General features: G+C 36.1%; 20 protein-coding genes and 1 pseudogene. 3 read left to right on the top strand and 18 right to left on the bottom strand.

Features of this window, described 5'->3' with window-relative positions; all coding sequences use genetic code 11:
- Positions 1–4: 4 nt before the first annotated feature.
- From OTK00_RS03810 to pdxS, 16 genes are all read right to left on the bottom strand, one after another.
- Positions 5–646 (bottom strand): lactate utilization protein, encoded by a 642-nt coding sequence (locus OTK00_RS03810; protein ID WP_045169120.1) that lies wholly within the window; start codon positions 644–646, stop codon positions 5–7.
- Complete coding sequence (locus OTK00_RS03805) at positions 618–1,871, bottom strand: ABC transporter ATP-binding protein (protein ID WP_045169119.1); 1,254 nt, start codon at positions 1,869–1,871, stop codon at positions 618–620. The genes OTK00_RS03810 and OTK00_RS03805 overlap by 29 nt, the downstream gene beginning before the upstream one ends.
- Positions 1,872–1,876: 5 nt before the next feature.
- Positions 1,877–2,848 (bottom strand): FecCD family ABC transporter permease, encoded by a 972-nt coding sequence (locus tag OTK00_RS03800; RefSeq protein WP_268760833.1) that lies wholly within the window; start codon positions 2,846–2,848, stop codon positions 1,877–1,879.
- Between the two features lie 76 nt (positions 2,849–2,924).
- Positions 2,925–3,869: an ABC transporter substrate-binding protein gene (locus tag OTK00_RS03795; protein WP_045169118.1), complete on the bottom strand. Its 945-nt coding sequence runs from the start codon at positions 3,867–3,869 to the stop codon at positions 2,925–2,927.
- A 48-nt stretch (positions 3,870–3,917) separates the two neighbouring features.
- Positions 3,918–4,238 carry a glycine cleavage system protein H gene (locus tag OTK00_RS03790; RefSeq protein WP_045169117.1) on the bottom strand — a complete coding sequence of 107 codons (321 nt, stop codon included), beginning with the start codon at positions 4,236–4,238 and terminating at the stop codon, positions 3,918–3,920.
- A gap of 15 nt (positions 4,239–4,253) precedes the next feature.
- Entirely contained in the window at positions 4,254–4,757 is a 504-nt protein-coding gene (locus OTK00_RS03785) for a TlpA family protein disulfide reductase (RefSeq protein WP_045169116.1), read from the bottom strand.
- Positions 4,758–4,782: 25 nt separating this feature from the next.
- Positions 4,783–5,430, bottom strand: coding sequence for a cytochrome c biogenesis CcdA family protein (locus OTK00_RS03780; RefSeq protein ID WP_052670865.1), 648 nt, complete (start codon positions 5,428–5,430; stop codon positions 4,783–4,785).
- A 16-nt stretch (positions 5,431–5,446) separates the two neighbouring features.
- Positions 5,447–6,094: a coiled-coil domain-containing protein gene (locus tag OTK00_RS03775; RefSeq protein WP_045169115.1), complete on the bottom strand. Its 648-nt coding sequence runs from the start codon at positions 6,092–6,094 to the stop codon at positions 5,447–5,449.
- Positions 6,055–6,462: a type II toxin-antitoxin system PemK/MazF family toxin gene (locus tag OTK00_RS03770; RefSeq protein ID WP_272480965.1), complete on the bottom strand. Its 408-nt coding sequence runs from the start codon at positions 6,460–6,462 to the stop codon at positions 6,055–6,057. The genes OTK00_RS03775 and OTK00_RS03770 overlap by 40 nt, the downstream gene beginning before the upstream one ends.
- The gene (locus OTK00_RS03765) at positions 6,455–6,772 is read right to left on the bottom strand and encodes a hypothetical protein (protein ID WP_045169113.1); all 318 of its coding nucleotides are present in this window, start codon (positions 6,770–6,772) and stop codon (positions 6,455–6,457) included. The genes OTK00_RS03770 and OTK00_RS03765 overlap by 8 nt, the downstream gene beginning before the upstream one ends.
- Positions 6,773–6,879: 107 nt before the next feature.
- Positions 6,880–8,043, bottom strand: coding sequence for an alanine racemase (alr, locus tag OTK00_RS03760; RefSeq protein WP_198525727.1), 1,164 nt, complete (start codon positions 8,041–8,043; stop codon positions 6,880–6,882).
- 7 nt (positions 8,044–8,050) lie between these two features.
- On the bottom strand, positions 8,051–8,278 hold the full coding sequence (locus tag OTK00_RS03755) for a hypothetical protein (protein ID WP_241765468.1): 228 nt from the start codon (positions 8,276–8,278) through the stop codon (positions 8,051–8,053).
- Between the two features lie 71 nt (positions 8,279–8,349).
- A complete protein-coding gene (locus OTK00_RS03750; RefSeq protein WP_045169111.1) occupies positions 8,350–9,885 on the bottom strand; it encodes a bifunctional ADP-dependent NAD(P)H-hydrate dehydratase/NAD(P)H-hydrate epimerase in 1,536 nt (511 codons plus the stop codon).
- Between the two features lie 7 nt (positions 9,886–9,892).
- Positions 9,893–10,264, bottom strand: a complete 372-nt coding sequence (gene acpS, locus OTK00_RS03745; protein ID WP_045169110.1) for a holo-ACP synthase — start codon at positions 10,262–10,264, stop codon at positions 9,893–9,895.
- A gap of 252 nt (positions 10,265–10,516) precedes the next feature.
- A complete protein-coding gene (pdxT, locus tag OTK00_RS03740; RefSeq protein WP_045169109.1) occupies positions 10,517–11,083 on the bottom strand; it encodes a pyridoxal 5'-phosphate synthase glutaminase subunit PdxT in 567 nt (188 codons plus the stop codon).
- A 3-nt stretch (positions 11,084–11,086) separates the two neighbouring features.
- Entirely contained in the window at positions 11,087–11,983 is an 897-nt protein-coding gene (gene pdxS / locus OTK00_RS03735; RefSeq protein WP_045169108.1) for a pyridoxal 5'-phosphate synthase lyase subunit PdxS, read from the bottom strand.
- Positions 11,984–12,074: 91 nt separating this feature from the next.
- Here pdxS and OTK00_RS03730 point away from each other — a divergent pair, with 91 nt between their 5' ends.
- Positions 12,075–13,445 (top strand): aminotransferase-like domain-containing protein, encoded by a 1,371-nt coding sequence (locus OTK00_RS03730; protein ID WP_045169107.1) that lies wholly within the window; start codon positions 12,075–12,077, stop codon positions 13,443–13,445.
- 18 nt (positions 13,446–13,463) lie between these two features.
- The gene (locus tag OTK00_RS03725) at positions 13,464–14,591 is read left to right on the top strand and encodes a M20 family metallopeptidase (protein WP_045169106.1); all 1,128 of its coding nucleotides are present in this window, start codon (positions 13,464–13,466) and stop codon (positions 14,589–14,591) included.
- Here OTK00_RS03725 and OTK00_RS03720 read toward each other — a convergent pair.
- Together OTK00_RS03720 and OTK00_RS03715 are read right to left on the bottom strand one after the other, a co-directional pair.
- Positions 14,577–15,167, bottom strand: coding sequence for a hypothetical protein (locus OTK00_RS03720; protein ID WP_045169105.1), 591 nt, complete (start codon positions 15,165–15,167; stop codon positions 14,577–14,579). The two genes, OTK00_RS03725 and OTK00_RS03720, sit on opposite strands and share 15 nt — an antisense overlap.
- A 121-nt stretch (positions 15,168–15,288) precedes the next feature.
- On the bottom strand, positions 15,289–16,899 hold the full coding sequence (locus OTK00_RS03715) for a peptide ABC transporter substrate-binding protein (protein WP_045169104.1): 1,611 nt from the start codon (positions 16,897–16,899) through the stop codon (positions 15,289–15,291).
- Positions 16,900–17,067: 168 nt separating this feature from the next.
- Here OTK00_RS03715 and OTK00_RS03710 point away from each other — a divergent pair.
- A pseudogene (locus tag OTK00_RS03710) lies at positions 17,068–18,508 on the top strand (transposase).
- Positions 18,509–18,734 lie beyond the last annotated feature (226 nt).

The raw sequence follows: 18,734 nt of genomic DNA, 5'->3' as shown, positions 1-18,734 counted from the left end.
TTGCTTAAAATCCCAACTCCTCTTTTACCACTATAACCTTTATACGCCCTTTTACCGGATGTCTTCTTGTAACCACAATATGGCTGCATATGCAATCATCGCTCAGGCAATCATGGCATCTGCCTGAAGAGCTACATGGTGTGTTTTTTGAAAGTCTTCTGGCATTCATTGGCGATGCAATGTTTCTCACTCTATCAATACCCTCCTGCTCATTCAGAACCAGTTTGTTTATCCCAACAATTACAATCACATTCTTTGGTCCAAACATCAGAGCTGCAAGTCTGTTACCATTGCCATCGATATTGATTAGTTTGCCATCCAGAGTTATGGCATTTGCTGACATTAAATAGTAGTCCGCCCAGAATGACTTTCTGTATATCTCACCTATTTCTTCACCACTCAAACCTTCTTTATACCTGTCCAAAAAGTTAAACTTTCCATTTCTCAAAAACTCGATCACTCCGCACTCAAAAAGCGTCATTGAGCCCCCGCATGATACCACCGAACCTTCTTTTACTATCCTTTCAAGCAAAGGAACAACATCCTCTTTTCTTTCTACAACAAAGCATTCAAAATTTCGTGCTTCCAAATTCTTTTTTAAAACTTCAATATTCGTATCAATCCACCATTTTTTGTTTGGATTCAATTATTTCAACCTCCTTTTGAAGCATTTGTTTTAGAACATCCAGGCTATTTAAGACCACAGCTTTTTCTTTAAGGCTATTGTAAAGATTTGTTGCTATTCCATTTGTAAAGTCACGACCTGAGATGTCATTTTGTTCTATAATAAATAATTTCTTTGCAAACTTCAGTGCTTCAAGATTTTTAAAATTCTGTATTCCAAAAGAAATATCACACAGGATACAAAAATCTGCTTTCTTTATTAGCTCAACATTCTCAAAGTATTCTTCTTCTCCAATTGGCATAAATGGCATTGTAAAAACTGTGTAAATAGACAGTAGCTGAGCAGTTTCGTAATCTGTGTCGTTTGTAGCAAGAACACCTGTTGTAACTTTAAACCCCATTTCAATTAAAATCCTGTAAATTGCCTGGCCTGTACCACCACCTGCCACAACATGCACGTGAATACCTTTTTCATCTTCCTTTTGAATTAGTTCAATGTCATATATTCCAAACGAATTTTTATATATGATAGCATCCACATTGTACACCTTTTTTATGTTCTCCTGATTTATCACATCCTGCGGTCTTCCAGAAGCTATAATTTTGCCATGCTTCATCAAAAATACAATATCGCAAAACTTTGCTGCAAGTTTTATATTGTGAAGCGCCATTATTGCAATCTTACCTTTTGCAACTTCATCTTTTATAATATCCAAAATTTTCTCCTGATGGGTTATATCAAGGTTCGAGTTTGGCTCATCCAAAAGCAAAACCTTGCTCTCCTGAGCAAGCACCCTTGCAAATGAGGTTCTCTGCCTCTCTCCACCTGAAATCTGCAGAATGTTCGATTGCTTCTTATCTGTTAGATTAACCACCTCTATTTTTTCTTCTGCTATTTTTTTGCTCTCTCTGTCGTTGAAAAACTTGCTCTTTTCATGGGGGTATCTTCCCATCATCACAACATCAAATACTGTAAAGGGAAAGTTTGAAAATACGTTCTGGGGCATGTATGAAATTATTCTCGCCCGCTGCAGATCTGATAGCGATAAAAGGTCGGTCTGATTATAATAAACCCTGCCTTCAAAAATCCTTGCAATGCCTGCCAGAGCTTTGATAAATGTACTTTTTCCACTCCCGTTCGGTCCTATTATTCCGTAGACCTTCCCTTCTTCGAACTTTATTTTTCCTTTAACTTCAACTACAGGCTTTGTATATCCACACTTCAGGTTCTCTACGTAAAGAGGCATAGTTTTTAGATTGTCACCTCATTTTCACGCTTTTTTAAAAGGTACAAAAAGTAAGGCGCACCAACAATTGAGGTTATAATCCCAACCTTTATCTCAACCGGTGAAAACAGCACTCTTGCAATGGTGTCACACACAATCAAAAAGATTCCACCGCCCAGAATTGAAGCAGGAATGAGTTTTCTGTAATCACTTCCGACAATGAGCCTCAAAATATGAGGTGTTATAAGCCCAACAAATGAAATCGCACCGGATACCGAAACCGCTATTCCTGTTAAGAGAGAAACCAAAATCAAAAGCTGTTTTTTCAGCCTCTCAGGATTAACACCAATTGTGTAGCTCTCTTCCTCACCCAATATCAGAATGTTTATCCTCTTTGCAAAAATAAATGAACACAGTATCAGAATAACAAGGGGCACAAAACTTATTTTTACATGTGTCCAGCTGCGACCATCAAGTCCACCAAGCATCCAGAATATATATTCACTCACCTGATACTGACTTATATTTGAGAGGATAAGCGAATTTATTGAGGATATAAAAGTAGACACAGCAATACCAATTAGAATCAGATTCAAGATAGGCGTTTTTCTACTTCTTGTTGCAAGCCTGTAGACCAAAAAAGAAACCAAAAGAGCACCGGCAAATGAAAACAGCGGTAAATAAAAAATATTTATGGTATTGAGCGAAAGGGCAATACACAGGATGGCTCCCAGGCTTGCACCGCTTGACGTTCCAATTATGCCCGGGTCCGCCATAGGATTTCTGTAAAGTCCCTGCACAAGTGCCCCTGCAACAGACAGACTCATACCAACAATCATAGCAATTATTATCCGTGGAAGTCTTATCTGCCCTATAATTGTCAGGTCCATCTGGTTAGCTCCGGCTACTTTAAAACCGGCAAATGAAATAAGTGCCTTTAAAACACGAAGGGGAGGGATAAATACACTTCCCACCCCTATTGATATCACAAATACCATTAAAAGCATTATAGATAGCACCAAAAAAACTTTTCTCAATACTACCACCACTTCATTTCAGGCTTCTTGATTTACTTTACTTAAACAAATAAGGATAAGCGGCTTTTGCCAGGTCGTAAACACCTTCCACAATGTAGTGTGAAACTGTCTGAATGTGCCTGTCGTCAAGTATAATTACTGCATTGTTTTTAACAGCCTTCAAGTTCTTGAAAGCCGGATCTTTTTTAAACTTTTCTATATATTGCTGTGATGTTTCCTTGGGATTGTATGAAGCTGAAGGAATAATAATCATGTCCGGATCCCACTCTAAAATCTGCTCTTTTGTAATTGTTGGCCACCCTTTCAAGCCTGCTACAGCAGCTATATTTATAACCCCTGCATATTTTGCTATTTCATGTTGAGTGGTGTTTTTGCCATATGTTGAGTTAAAGTAATATGTGTAGAAAAGAACATATTTTTTCTTTCTGAGATATTTTACCTTCTTTTGAACAGCATTTATTTTTTCATCCATATACTTTACAATAGCCTGTCCTTTTTGAATCTCACCCGTAAGCTTTGAAAGATTGATAATCTCCTGTTTGATGTTTGCAAATGAATTTGGATTTAAGCTCACATATATCGGACATTTTAAACCTTTCTTTAAAATGTCATATTTGGATCTGTCAATGTAATAGGGCACTATCACAAGGTCAGGATTTGCAGCAATTATCTTCTCAATATCATTGCTCGAATATCTGCCCTTTACATTTTTAGCTAAATTCACAACATTCGAATTGTTCTTATCATCAGCAAATACAGAAAGACCTACAATCCTGCTTGTTGAAACCATGCTTAAAAGAATTTCATCAGTTTGAAGTGCAAGCGAAAGAATTCTCTGAGGTTTTTGTTTTACCGTAATATTGTTGCCTTTCCCATCTTTTACTGTAACAGGAAAATCAGCAGCATGTGAATAAAGTGGCAACAAACCTATCGCAAGTGCAATCAATACAACAATAGCAACAACCTTTTTAGATATCCTCATCAGCGTTTTCAACCCCTTTATTTGTAATATTTTGCTTGAACTATTATATCACACAAGTTGCTCTATGTCTATACTAATTATTTCTGTCTCTTCTGGAAATAAATTTAATACCGTGGGATCATAACAAAGCTTATAGTTGGTGCGTCTTATAAAACCACTTACCGGAGATTTTAATGTGTATGTTTTATAAATTGTTTCAAGCCTTGCAAACTCTTCACCCTGTTGAAGATAACCGTCTGTCTTTAAAAATTCAAATATAACAATGTCTCCAAGTTCTCTTTCAAGATTTCTGGTAATACCTATCGAGGCCAATGACCCATTTACCTCAACCCATATATCACCGTAAAAAAGCCTTTCATTGTAAAGCATCTCTCTTCAATCCCTTTATCTTTGTTTTACAAAATTCTCAAGTTCATCATATGTCATCATTCCAACCTTTTTTGCTATTACTTTTCCACTTTCATCTAATAAAAAGGTAGTAGGTATTCCGTCTATCCCAAACTGCGAGGAGATATTTCCATCTCTGTCCAGTAAAACAAGATAAGTCACACCCATTGATTTTAAAAAGTCTTTGACTGTATTTCTGTCTTCTTGAATATTGATTCCAACCACAACAATGTCTCTGTTATTCTCATGAAACCTTTCAAAATCGGGAATTTCAGCTCTGCACGGTGGACACCAGGTAGCAAAAAAGTTCAAAATCACAATTCTCCCTCTGAAGTTTGAAATTGAATACTCTTTACCATCAACAGATTTAAGTGTAAACTCAATGGCACCATTGGTTTTTACTTTTGACTTTGTTTGCGGCACAAATTGATAAATTAAAAGCCCTACAAGAATAGCTGTAACAATTATAAAGATAACACTTTTTGCCTTTTGATTCAACATAAAAATTCACCCCTGACTATTATTTTTATCTAAGAATATTTACCCTGTCGAAAAATACAAGAGCGCCAAAAATTATCATTAAAATTCCTGTCAGATACTCCACAACTTTGACATGTCTGTTTATAAAACCAAAAAAGCTTTTTAACTTATGCATAAAAATAGCAGTCAATAAAAATGGAATGGCAAAACCAATAGAATAAAAGATAAGAAGCATTCCCCCTCTTATAAAAGTCTTTTGCACTGCAGCCAGACTCAAAATTGACGTCAACACCGGTCCTATACAGGGTGTCCAGCTAACACTCAAAACCATTCCTAAAATTAGAGGAGTCCTCTCTTTTTGAACATTACCTTTACCCTCTATAGGTATTAAAAGTCTTTTTAAAAAATCTGGAGACAGATCAAGCATCACCAGACCCATCAAAATCAAGATTATCGCAGCTATTTTTGTAATTGTCCATTTATACTGGGAAAACAGACTCCCAAGCACTGCCGCCATAATCCCAAACGCAACAAATACTAAACTGAACCCCAGTATAAATAAAAAACTATTTTTTATCTTGCTTCCTCTTTGTGAAAATATATAAAGTATATAAACTGGCACAAGAGGAAGAATACACGGGGAGAAAAACGATAGAAAACCTGCCACAACAGCTGAAATCACACTTATGTTCATCTCTCATACTCTCCTGCTATTTTATTCTATACCCTCCATTTATTATTACCCATACATCACTTAAAGCTTTAAACCCCCTCCCATCATTTCTTGGTACCAGTAATAAATGGTTGACAGGTAGCTGCACATTATTCCCAATATCCTTTGCTGCTGTCAGGTCAATTATAAAGGTACCCTGGGAAACCACCGATATTGCTTTCCCCACCCTTACAATAAACTCTGTTGATTGGTCAAATACAATAACCTTATCCCTGGGCACCTTAATTACCTCATATCCTTTTGTAAAAATAAAGCCACTTTTTGGCTGGTTTTGATTCTGAGTTTGTAATTTTGTCTTGGTCTCCAGATCAGAAACCTGTTTTTTTAGTTTTTCCAGTTCTGAATTCAAAGTAGAAAGCTGTTTTTGAAGCTGGGCAACATCAGCATTGCTCAATGTGGTGTTGCTCATTTTGTTAATTTTTGTATTCAATTCGTTTATCTTTGCATCTATGTAACTTCTCAACTGGTCAATTTGCTTTTTGAAAAAACCATATGTTATTAGCGCGTCCTTGTCAATTGACTGGTTAGATGCAAAAATTACTCCACTGCCTATCGCCAGCAACAAAATAGCTACTACTATTAGATTTAAGCCTTTTTTATACCAGCGCCTTCTTTCTTTTTCCAATCATATCCCTCCGTTGTCCATTCTATCAGCCCGAGACTAATAAGTATTGCCCTATTTACCTTCTCCATGACCTCATCAGAGAGCTTTCCAACCCTGTTTTTAAGCCTGACTTTGTCTATTGTCCTTATCTGCTCAAGCAAAATAACAGAATCCTTGGTGAGTCCAAATTCACCTGCATGAATCTCAACATGGGTTGGAAACTTTGCTTTACTAATCTGTGAAGTTATCGCAGCAACAATTACCGTTGGACTGTATTTATTACCAATATCATTCTGAATAACCAGAACAGGTCTTATACCGCCCTGCTCGGACCCAACATGCGGAGCAAGGTCGGCATAGAATATATCCCCTCTTTTAATTTCAAATATCTGATTTTGGTTTTGATTTTGTTGCAGCACTTTCTCCACTCTCCGCTATCCTACTTTCTTCAAATTTATAAAAATCATAGTTAAATTCCTCAAATATTATATTCTCATACTTGACAAGCCCCTCAAAGTCAAGTGCCAACCATTCATTCGCAATTGCCCTATTTAAATCCGCATATTTTTTATAGCAACTTTCCAGATCCCTCTCAATTTTTCTGAGCATCCTTCGCTGTGCAAAAGGTTTCAAAAAACCATTGTCATATAAATCACCGCTATATTGCAAAAGATATTTCATTATTCGTATCTGCGGCATCTGATTTCCCCCTTGCAAAACAAAATATAAAGACAATCAAAACAGAATAGCGGATGAGCTTATTACCATTATAAATTTTTTGGGTAGCTCAAATCAATGTAAATTTTTCATAAGATGTAGTTTAATATTTTGACAACCCGCCCATCCTTGATATAAACTCTTGGAATTCTCTTGCTCACAGAACATATAACCTCGTAGTTTATGGTGCCAATTTGCGCTGCCAGATCATCTGCTGTAATTTCTCTATCACCCTGCTCTCCTATAATTACAACCTCATCACCAATCCTAACATCTTTTATGTGAGTTACATCCACCATGCACTGGTCCATGCACACATTCCCTACAACCTTGGCATACTCTCCATTGATAAGAACATATCTTTTCTCACTTCCAACCCTTGTAAAACCATCAGCATAGCCAATGGGTATTGTAGCAATCCTGCTTTTACACGGTGTTATATATTTTCTGCTATAGCTTATAGGATACCCTTCTGGTACTTCCTTGACATTGATCACCTTTGCCTTTACAGACATAACAGGTTTCAAATTTATCTCTTGTTTTACAGCTTCGCTCGGATAAAGCCCATAAAGCACAAGACCAAGCCTTACTATATCAAGTTGATACCGGGGGAAACGGATTGCCGCACTGCTATTTGCAATATGTTTATATTTAAAGTATACCCCATTTTTATTTAGTTCTTTCACAAAGTTTTCAAATTTTAAAAATTGTTCAGAAGTAAAATCATCAGACTGCGGATCATCCGCCGAGGAAAAATGAGAAAATATGCCCTCAAGTTCAATGTTAGAAAGGCTGGCAATCTTTATTACGGTGGCTATACTCTCCTGGTTGCACAGAAAACCAATCCTTCCCATGCCAGTATCAACTTTGATATGTATCTTTGCCTTTTTCCCTAACTTTCTGGCAGCCTCATTTAAATAATACGCCTGCTCAAATGTATAGACTGTTTGACTTATATCATTTTCAACAACCTGCTCAGAAAGCTCAAAAGGAGTAAACCCCAGTATCAAAATTGGAACATCAAAATTGTAGTGCCTCAGCTGCATGGCCTCATCAATTATTGCAACAGCAAGCATATTAATGCCATTTTTCACTAAAACCCTTGACACCTCTATTGCGCCATGACCATACGCATCAGCTTTGACAACAGCCATAATCTGTGTATCCGGCAAAATCTTCTTTTTGATGTTGTTTACATTGTATACAAGATTGTCAAGGTTTATCTCTGCCCACACACGGCTGTACAAAGACAATTTTTGTTCATCCCTTTCTGTATTTTTTATACTCTGTCAGGTAGATTGTCTTAATTAGTCTTTCATCCTGATAGATCACAGCTATCTTTTTTAGATTTCCATCTTCAAAATAGTAGTGCAGATATCTGATATCACCTTTCAATTCAAGTGTTATTATAGTCGATTTTGCCTGCTTTACCATAGAGTATTTTTCGCTATTTATAAGTTTATCAATGTAGTATTCAAAAAATATCATTTGCGGAGTATAAAAATTGCCATCATAACAAAAAGAGCAAACTTTTTAACTTTTACCATTTTCTTATATACCTAACTCTCAATTACTCTCCTAAAAGCAATGTCAAGATTCTCAATTATTTCTGAAGGTAAAATAGTCTGCACTGTTTTTGTCTCAAGCAAGATATCAGCAGAAAGTGAATGCAAATAAACAGCAAGTTTTGCTGCATCCAAAGCATCATATCCCTGAGATAGCATTGCCGAAACTATTCCAGTCAAGACATCCCCGCTTCCGCCCTTTGCCATACCGGTATTACCAAGTATGTTAATGTAAATATTGTTGCTATCTGTAATTATAGTCCTTGCACTTTTTAAAATGCAGACACAGTTAAACTTTTCTGAAAGCTGAACAGCTGCGTCAAGTGGGTTTTTAGCAACTTCAGAAACATCACAGCTAAGTATCCTTGACGCCTCTTTGTAATGTGGAGTCAATATCTTGGGTGCTTTGTACTCACGCAAAAGTGTTTGAGCTTCTTTACTATTTGCCAAAACATTCAAACCATCTGCATCTACTACAATAGGTATTTGAAAGTTTTTTAAAATATGAATCAATATCTTTTCAACTTCTACCGAACTGGTAAGACCACATCCAAATGCAATGATATTTAACCTTTTCAAAAACTCTTCTTTCTGTTTGAAACCCTCAAAAGTTATTACTCCATCTTTGCTTTCAATCGCTATTGTGATTATTTCTGGATTTCTAAAATTGTGCAGACTCAGACTCTCAATTGGTGAGAATAAAAAGCATAACCCACACCCACTTTTAACGCAAGCATTTGCACAGAGAACAGAAGCACCAGGAAAGAATTTTGAACCTGCTACAACCCCCACTTTCCCGTAGTCACCTTTGTGTGTATCGGGATAGCGGTAAAGCTTTTCAATATTTAGCTCTTCTCTGCTTAAAATCTTTATACTGATCTTCTCTACAACCTTTTCAGGGATACCAATGTCTTTTACTATAAGTTTGCCACACAAATAAGCCCCTGGATAAAGGATGTTCCCAATTTTAGGATACATGAAAGTAATTGTCTTGTTTGCCTTCACTGCAACTCCTTTTACCTGCCCTGTGTCAGAGCAAACTCCACTTGGAATGTCGATAGAATAAACATAGGCTTTCGAAGAATTTATATACTCAATTACCTTTCTGTACAAGCCCTCAACATCTCTTACAAGACCTATTCCAAATATCCCATCAACGATAATGTCAAATCTTTCACGATAAAGTCTTGCCACAAGATCTTCATTTAGCACTTGAATGTTTGCGCCTAAGTTTTTTAATATGTTTAAAAAAACCCTTGAAGATACACTTACATTCTCATCAAATATAAAAATCTGAACATTGTCTGATTCATTTAAAAGATAACGCGCAACTACAAAACCATCTCCCCCATTATTTCCTTTGCCACAAAAAACAGCAATCCTTTTTTGCTTTAAATCACCGAAATCTCTTTTTATTTCCTCAAATACGCAAAAACCTGCATTCTCCATCAACACTACTTCTGGAATTCCAATTTCGCTTGTTGCTTTTTTATCTATTTGCTTCATCTGTTCAGAAGTTAATACATACATGCAAATTTCACCCCTCTTTTTCGGCAATTGCACATGCAACTGCCACCATTTTTTGATGAGAAATACTTACCACAATGTTTTTAATCTTTAAGCTTTCACAGATCTCTTTTGCCCTGTTATATAGCACAACCTTAGGACATCCATTTTTATATTTTTGTATTTCAATATCCTTGAACCCAAACACAATGCCTGTTGAAAGTGCCTTTGCCACAGCCTCCTTGGCAGCAAAATACCCTGCTATGGTCTGAATATTGTAGTTTTTTAACCTTATATATTCAAGTTCGCTCTGAGTAAATACTCTTTCTAAAAATTTATCAAATCTCTTCATGTTTTTAAATCTCTCAATTTCAACAACATCAATCCCCACATTGAATACCATATTTTAAAATTTTCTCCTTCTGTTAAAAATTTGCTTAAATTTTATTTGAAAAACTGCAAAAAATAAAGATGGGAGGGGACAAAACATGAGTTTTATTATCTGCTGGTAGCCATGCAAGTATCAAAAAGATGGATATTGTTTAAAAACTCATATCTGCCCACCATCAAAATACAACGCAGCTTTTTGTTTATTTTTTGAACCTGAAGAAAATTTTAAAAGAAATAAAGAAAAAGAAAGAGAACAACTTTAAATTTATTTTACCACATTCTCAACAAAGAAAGAATGCCAATAATTTTGAGAAGTGAGTTCAGGATGAAATGTTGTTGCAAGAATCTTACCCTGCAGCACTGCAATTGGAGTGTCAAGCTGTGCTAAAACTTCAACATTTGAGAAAACCTCAACTATCTTTGGAGCTCTTATAAAAACACACTCTGATACTTTATTTAACCTCGGAACAAAAACTTCCTTTTTGAAGCTGTCAAGCTGGCTGCCATAGGCATTCCTTTCAATCACTATATCAAGAAGTGGCAAAACACCGCTTCCCTGGTTTTTTATACTCTTTGACAAAAGGATTGCACCTGCACATGTCCCCCATACAGGAAGACCTTCTTCAGCCAATTTCAATATTTTCTCTTTGAGTCCAGTTTCTATTAAAAACTTCCCTATGGTTGTGCTCTCTCCACCTGGCAAAATCAGTCCATCCACGCCTTCCAGATCTTCATTTTTCTTTACCAGAACCGGAACACAACCCACTTCATCAATCTTTTTTACATGCTCTATAACTCCACCTTGAAATGCCAAAACTCCAATCCTTTTCAAAGTTTAATTCCCCCTGAACTGCAAAAGTTCATTTTGCGAAAGACCTCTTAAATCAATTCCTTCCATTTCTTCACCAAGGTCATATGAAATCTCTGCTAAAATTTTTGGATCATTGTAGTAAGTTGTTGCCATGACAATTGCTCTTGCTCTTTTTTCTGGATTTTTTGATTTAAATATTCCAGAGCCAACAAACACACCATCTGCTCCAAGCTGCATCATTAACGCTGCATCAGCCGGTGTTGCAATTCCACCTGCGGCAAAATTCACAACCGGAAGTCTTTTAAGCTCAGCAGTTTTCTTCAAAAGTTCATATGAAACACCCAGCTGCTTTGCATATGCAAAAAGTTCATCCTCATTCAAAGATGCAGCATATGCAATCTGTTTGTTAATCCTTCTGAGGTGTCTTACTGCTTCAACCACATTTCCTGTGCCAGCTTCGCCTTTTGTCCTTATCATAGAAGCTCCTTCCTGAATTCTCCTGAGTGCCTCTCCCAAATCCCTTGCACCACAGACAAAAGCCGCTTTAAACTTCCATTTGTCAATGTGATGCTCCTCATCAGCAGGTGTCAAAACTTCACTCTCATCTATATAATCAATACCAAGAGCTTCTAAAATCTGTGCCTCAACAAAATGACCAATTCGCACCTTTGCCATAACAGGAATTGAGACAGCCTTTTTAATTTCCAGTATAATTTTTGGGTCAGCCATCCTCGCAACCTTGCCTTCTTTGCGCAGGTCTGCCGGAACTTTTTGAAGAGCCATAACAGCAACAGCGCCCGCTTTTTCAGCAATCTCTGCCTCCTGTGGTGATGTCACGTCCATTATAACACCACCTTTTAACATCTGTGCAAGGTTTTTGTTCAGTTCGTATCGATCATTTACGTTTACAACTTCGCTCATAAAATTGCACCTCCGTATCGATATAATTTGTTGAATCTTTCTGTCCATTTTATTATAATTAAAATAAACTTTGAGTAAAGGCTGGATGGCTATGTCTGTATCGATACAGCTTGATAAAAGTTCAAAAAAACCTCTTTATGTTCAGCTCTATGAAGCCATCAAAGAGAAGATTTTATCCGGTGAGTATGGTTATATGAGCAAACTCCCACCTGTCAGGAAACTCTGCAGGGATTTAAATATCAACCTCTCTACTGTGACAAAAGCCTTAAATCAGCTTCAGCTTGAGGGATATGTTAAGGCAGTTGCAGGCAGTGGATACTATGTTGTGTACAATGAATATCAGGATAAAGTGATATTTGAAGAAGAGATACCGGGGACCCTTGTGGCTGAAGCCATAAACCTTTCATCTTCAAAACTGCCATATAACTTGTATCCCATTGAAGAGTTTAAATCATCAATAAATGCTGCAATTGAAAGCTTTGGTCCACAAATTTTTGATTATACTGAGCCTTTCAAAAACCCTTTGAAGGAATATCTTGTTGAAGAATACTTAAAAAAATTCAAAATATACACTGAATCCTCAAATATAACAATTGTCTCGGGTGCTCAGCAGGGGATAGAAATTGTGACAAAAAGCTTCCTAAAGCCGGGCGATACAGTGTTTATGGAAAATCCTTCGTATTTGGGAGCATATCATATCTTCAGCAATATGCATCTGAACATTGTCGGAATTGATATAGACCAGATGGAGCAAATTGAACTCTATATTAAAAAATTTTCTCCGAAAGCAATTTATATAATTCCGTTTTCTCAAAATCCAACCGGGATTTCATATACCGAGGAATATAAGAGATATTTATGTGAGATTGCTGAAAAATATAAATTTTACATCATTGAGGATGATTTTTTAAGTGATGTGGATGAAGAAAGTTTTCCTGTGAAGGCTTATGATAAAGCAGATAGAGTTTTCTATATAAAAAGCTTTTCAACAATAACCATGCCGGCTCTGAGAATTGGTTTTGTGGTGGCACCACGAGAGTTTTCTGATGAGGTTGCATATTTTAAATCTACTGCTGATATTTCAACATCGCTGTTCATTCAGGTATCTTTTGCGCATTTTTTGAAAAATTACTTTGACATGTATATCCAAAATTTGAAATTATACATTCAGGAAAAGCAGAAACTATTTTTAGACTTGATGAAAGAGTATAATCTCTTAAAAAGACTGTTTACTCAACAGCCAAAAGGTATTTTTGTATCATTCTGGCTGCCATCAAAAATTTCTTCGGCATATATTTACAACAGGCTAAAAGCCGAAAAGGTACTCATACAACCTCATACATGTTTTTACCACAAGCCAGATTCTGTTAACTTCTTCAGAGTAAGTTTTCTGAACTGTAGCAATCTTGAGCTTAAAACCGGAGTAGAAAAGATAAGAGATGTTTTAAACTCAATCTCATAAAAGGAGTGTGAATATACAATGGATTTGAAACAAAACAGGATTGCAGAAGCAATCCAAAAAAATCTGAAAATGTTTGAGAATATTCAAAGACAGCTGCACAACATAGCTGAGCTTTCTTTTGAGGAATATAAAACACAGGAGTTCATAATAAAAACGCTAACCGAATGGGGAATAGAAAACTACCCTGTTGCCAGAACAGGAGTAATTGGACTTCTCAACAGATCTGAAGAGTGTATTGCAATCAGAGCTGATATGGATGCCATCCTTGTGGATGGAAAACCCAAACATGCCTGCGGTCATGACTTTCACATGGCAATTGTGCTGGGAGTGGCAAAAACGCTGGTTGATATTGGATACAAAAAATGTGTGAAGTTTATATTTCAACCTGCAGAAGAAGGGCCCGGAGGTGCAAAAAAAGTTATTGAAGAAGGAGGGCTTAAAAATCCAGATGTTAAAAAGATGATAGGATTTCATGTATGGCCCAATCTCGATGTAGGAATGATTGAAGTATCAAATGGTGCCATTATGGCAAGCGTGGATGACTTTGAAATAGAATTTATTGGAAAAGGCGGGCATGCTGCAATGCCAGAGCTCACAAGAAATCCAATCTACCCGGCAATAGACTTTATTCAAAGCATGAACAATTTTTTAAATGCATACTCAAAAAAGACATCTCCGTTTCATGTATCTTTTTCATCTATTTTAAGCGGTGAAACCTATAACGTCATTGCAAACACATGCAAAATAAAAGGCACTGTAAGAACATTCGACGATGAGATTCAAAAATTTGTATACACAAACCTACAAAAATTGGCAAAGTTCTCGGCTGAAAAGTTCAACTGTGATGTCAATATCAATTACTATTTCCAATATCCACTTTTAATAAATAATTCTCAGGTTGCTGAAGAGTTTTCAAATTTATCAAAAAGGCTGCTTGGTAGCAAAAATGTGCTGAATGCACAAATCAGCTTTACAGCCGAGGATTTTGCTTTTTACTGCAAAGAAGTTCCCTCTTTTTATTTCAGGCTTGGAATAAAAGAAAATGGCAAAGGAGAAAATCCTTTGCACTCACCTTTCTTTGATGCTTCTGAAAAAAGCATTTTTTATGGAATATACCTTATTGTAAATTACTTACTTGCCATTTAGAAGGGCAAGCAACACTTTCTGTGCTCTTGCAAATTTATTGCTTCTGATGTAAACTGTCAGATATTTATTTGTGGTATCAAATCCATACTTTTTGAGTATTTCAGAACTGTCGGCTTTAATACCATATAAATCCTTTGAAGATTTATCTTTTTCTTTAACATAACATGTATCATCAATAAACTTATTTAACCTGTTTTTACTCACAAAAGATTTTAAAGAATAAAACGCTCCATTTTGAGCATAGTTTGTAAATAGCTTTTTATCAAGGACATAGATATCACCCTCACCGGCGGCAAGCATTACCATGAGTTTTTGCATAAATGCAAACTCTTGCTCAGATTTGGGAGTCTCTCCTGTGTAGAGAATCTGGTCAATGTAAACTTTGTCTTTCGACTTTTTTTCAAGCTCAGAGACAAGTTTTTGAGCATTTTCATCGCCAATGAAATTGCCAACAAGAACAATTCTTACTTTTTTGTTAATATCATCTGTAGTATTTGAACACCCCTGTAGCAAAAATGCAGCAAAACCCATGAGAATGATCAAAACCAGAGTTTTTTTAAGATTTGTTCTAATCATTCATACACCACCTGCCTTTTCTTTACATAATAATAAAACATAATGTCATTTCGTGTTCTTTAATTAAAAAGGGAAGAGCCAATTTAATAGCCCTTCCCTTTATATTTTACTCCTATCTTTTTTACTTTACAATCTTTGCGTACATGAAGTAGTTGAATCCAAGTGGAGAAATATAATAATTCTTAACATAATCTCTTAACAGATACCCTTTTGTGTAGAAGTATATTGGAATCACAACACTTTGATCCATCAAAATCTTTTCAGCTTGCATTAAATATTTCATTCTTTGCTTGGGATCAACTGTCTTTTTAGCCAAATCAATCAGCGAATCGTATTTTTTATCGCTCCAGTTTGTATTATTGTTCTCACTGTATGATGTAAATAAATCCAAGAAAGTCATGGGATCCATGTAGTCGCCCACCCAACCATCACGCGCAACCATGAAGTCTTTATTCTGTCTTCTCTGGAGCAAAACTTTCCATTCCATATTGGAAATCTTAACTTTGAGTCCAAGTTGTTGCCACATATTTTGAATTGCTTCAGCAATCTTCTTATGCCCTTCGCTGGTATTGTAGATTATCTCTACTTCAGGAAATCCTTTCCCATTTGGATAACCCGCTTCAGCTAAAAGCTTCTTAGCTGTTGCCAAATCTGCCTTTTCTGGCAGAAAGCTGCCACTTTCTATTCTAAAATCTTTACTAATACCTTTTATATCATATGGAACAAAACCTGTTGCTGGTTTCTGATTGAGCTTGCCAATCTTATCAACAATGTATTTTCTGTCAATTGCAAGAGATAGAGCACGTCTTACTCTTGGATCATTAAATGGTTTCATCTTACAGTTGACAAGATAGTAGTATGTTCCAAGTAAAGGAGCTGTCTTGAGTTCGCCATTCTTCTTCAGTCTATCAATCTCATCGGTGGGTATACCTTCTGCACCATCAACTTGTCTTGCTTCATAAGCAAGAAGGTTAGATCTTTCATCTTCTGAGAGTTTAAAAACTATTTTTTCAAGAGTGATCGACTTAGCATCCCAATAATTAGGATTCTTCACAAGTTCAGTATATGAATTATGAACCCATTTTGTCATCTTAAAAGGTCCATTTCCAATATATGTCTTTGGATCAGTTTGCCATTTCTCACCATATTTTTCTACAATATCTTTTCTTACAGGGAAGTATGTTGGGAAGTTTGTCAAATCAATAAAATATGGTGTTGGTGATTCCAATTTAACCTGCAATGTTGTTTCATTCAGAGCTTTTACACCAACATCAGATGCTTTGGCTTTCCCTTCATTAAACTTTCTACCATTCTTGATGTAGAAAAGCTGATAAGCATATTCTGATGCTGTTTTTGGATCTAAAGCTCTCTTCCATGCATACTCAAAATCATATGCTGTAACAGGTTTGCCATCTGACCACTTTGCATTTTTCCTTAGATAGAATGTGTAAGTAAGGCCATCTTTTGAAACTGTCCATTTTTCAGCCATACCAGGCACAGTTTTTTTACTTTTAACATCAACCTTTGTCAAACCTTCAAAGACATTGATTATAATATTTGCACCATCTGCTGCATTATTCAAAGCAGGGTCCAAATATCTTGGCTCTGCACCATTGATATAGGTTAGAACCTGCTTTGAAGCTGCCTCTGTTGACTTGTAATTGGAGTTAATAAAAAGACCTGTTACAAGAAACATTACCAAAATAAACGCAGCAATAAGACGCTTTTTCATAAAAGCTCTCCTCCCTTTTATAAAATTTTTTATATTAGCCTTTTGCATAAACGCTCAAGATGAGCGTTATCAAGCTCTTCAAAACTTCTAAAAAAGTCTTCCTTCCTCCTTATAGATAGTGTAAAATTTATCTATATAAAACATACTTTCTATGAGGAGGAAGATAAAATGTTCAAAAACCAAAACAAACAACTATCTTTTTTAGATCTCTACGAGCACGTTAAAAACGTTGCTTCTTAGCAGCCCTCACACTTTGCTCGGCTTTTTCAGCAATTTCATCGATTTAAACCAGTTCATACCTGCATCCTTCTTCAAAATTTACTACAAATACTTCGGAAGACAAAGAGATTTCTCTTTGCAATCTATGCTCCGTGCTTTCTTTGTACAAAAAATCCTCAAACTCACTACATTAACTTGGCTGCGCGCTATCCTGATCAACTCTTATCAGCTCAGAATCTTTTGCAACTTCAATAAAATACCTTCCATCTTTACCTTCTCAAGATTCAGAAAAATCTTCTGCCATGAGATTGAAAAACTTTTCTACAATATCGCAAACTATGCCCATAATATCGCCCTTAAAATAAACCCTGACCTTGCTTCTACTATCATCTTCGATACTACCGCTTTAGAACCCAGGGTCAAAGAAAATAATCCTAAATTCATTCAATCACAACTTAAAAAAACTAAGTCACAAAACCCTGACCTACAATCTCATCTTGTCTATTCTCTTACATATTCTAATCTCCCTCAAACTGCTTCTGCTTCACCATATATCACTCGTATGTTCGCTAATGGTCATTTCTGCTATGCTTATAAATTCTCTATCCTAACCAATGGCTTTGGTATCCCTCTTGTAATCTCTCCTGCTTTTACTTTCCCTCAAGCTGATACATCTGACCCATCCTGTGCTAAAGCTATCTCCGATTCAAAAGCTCTTATCCCTGCTCTAATTAATTTGAATAAGAACTTCCAAAACCCTTTCTCAACCTTCATTGCTGATAGCGCTCTCGACTCATATGCAATTTACTCTACTTTAATAAATAACTTTAAATTCTCTAAAGCTATTATCCCTATAAACCCAAGGGGCTCAAAATCAAATTCAACCTCGCCTACTTCCGACCCAAATATCTCTATTTCTCCAGAAGGTGTGCCCTTTTGTAATAAGCTTAACAAGCCTTTTATCCGTGAAGGCTTGTGTAATGGCAAAAATCGCTTACCACGTATCAAGTGGCGTTGCCCTTGCTCTCAAATTAAAGATGGTAAACGCTTTTGCAACTGCCCTCATCCCTGTACTTCTTCTAAATCTGGTAGAATGTTTTATACCTACCCGGACTCTGACCTGCGCAACTTCCCTGGCATAGACAGAAATTCTAATGAATTTGAAAAACTTTACAAATCAAGAGTTACTATAGAGCAAACTATCTTCCAGTTAAAGTCTTTCCTCGGTCATGATACATTATTCTCCTATGACCATACTTCACTTTTTTCTGACCTCTTGCTCTCCGCCATCTGTATGCTTTTGATTTTTATTCTCTCTTACTTTATCTTAGAATCTCATAAAAACATTACTTACAAAAAACTTCAAAAACTTAAAAAACTTATAGCGTAAGCCTAACTTCAGCTTCTAACAAATTCCTTTTTGCTTATTCTGCATAAACTTTCTTCTTCATCTAAAAGCCCTTTAACAATCACTTTCAAAAGGGTTTAGGATTACTTTGTCTTCTTTTAGTTTGGTATTACTTACCATTTGTCTGGTATATGCTTTTATTGTTTGCAATGCTATATAATGGCATCTGTAAATACTTATACTTATCATCTGCCTTGTTCTCTATTAC

Source organism: Caldicellulosiruptor morganii (genome assembly GCF_026810225.1).
Taxonomy (GTDB): Bacteria; Bacillota; Thermoanaerobacteria; order Caldicellulosiruptorales; family Caldicellulosiruptoraceae; genus Caldicellulosiruptor; species Caldicellulosiruptor morganii.
This window is presented reverse-complemented; position numbering and strand designations above follow the sequence as displayed.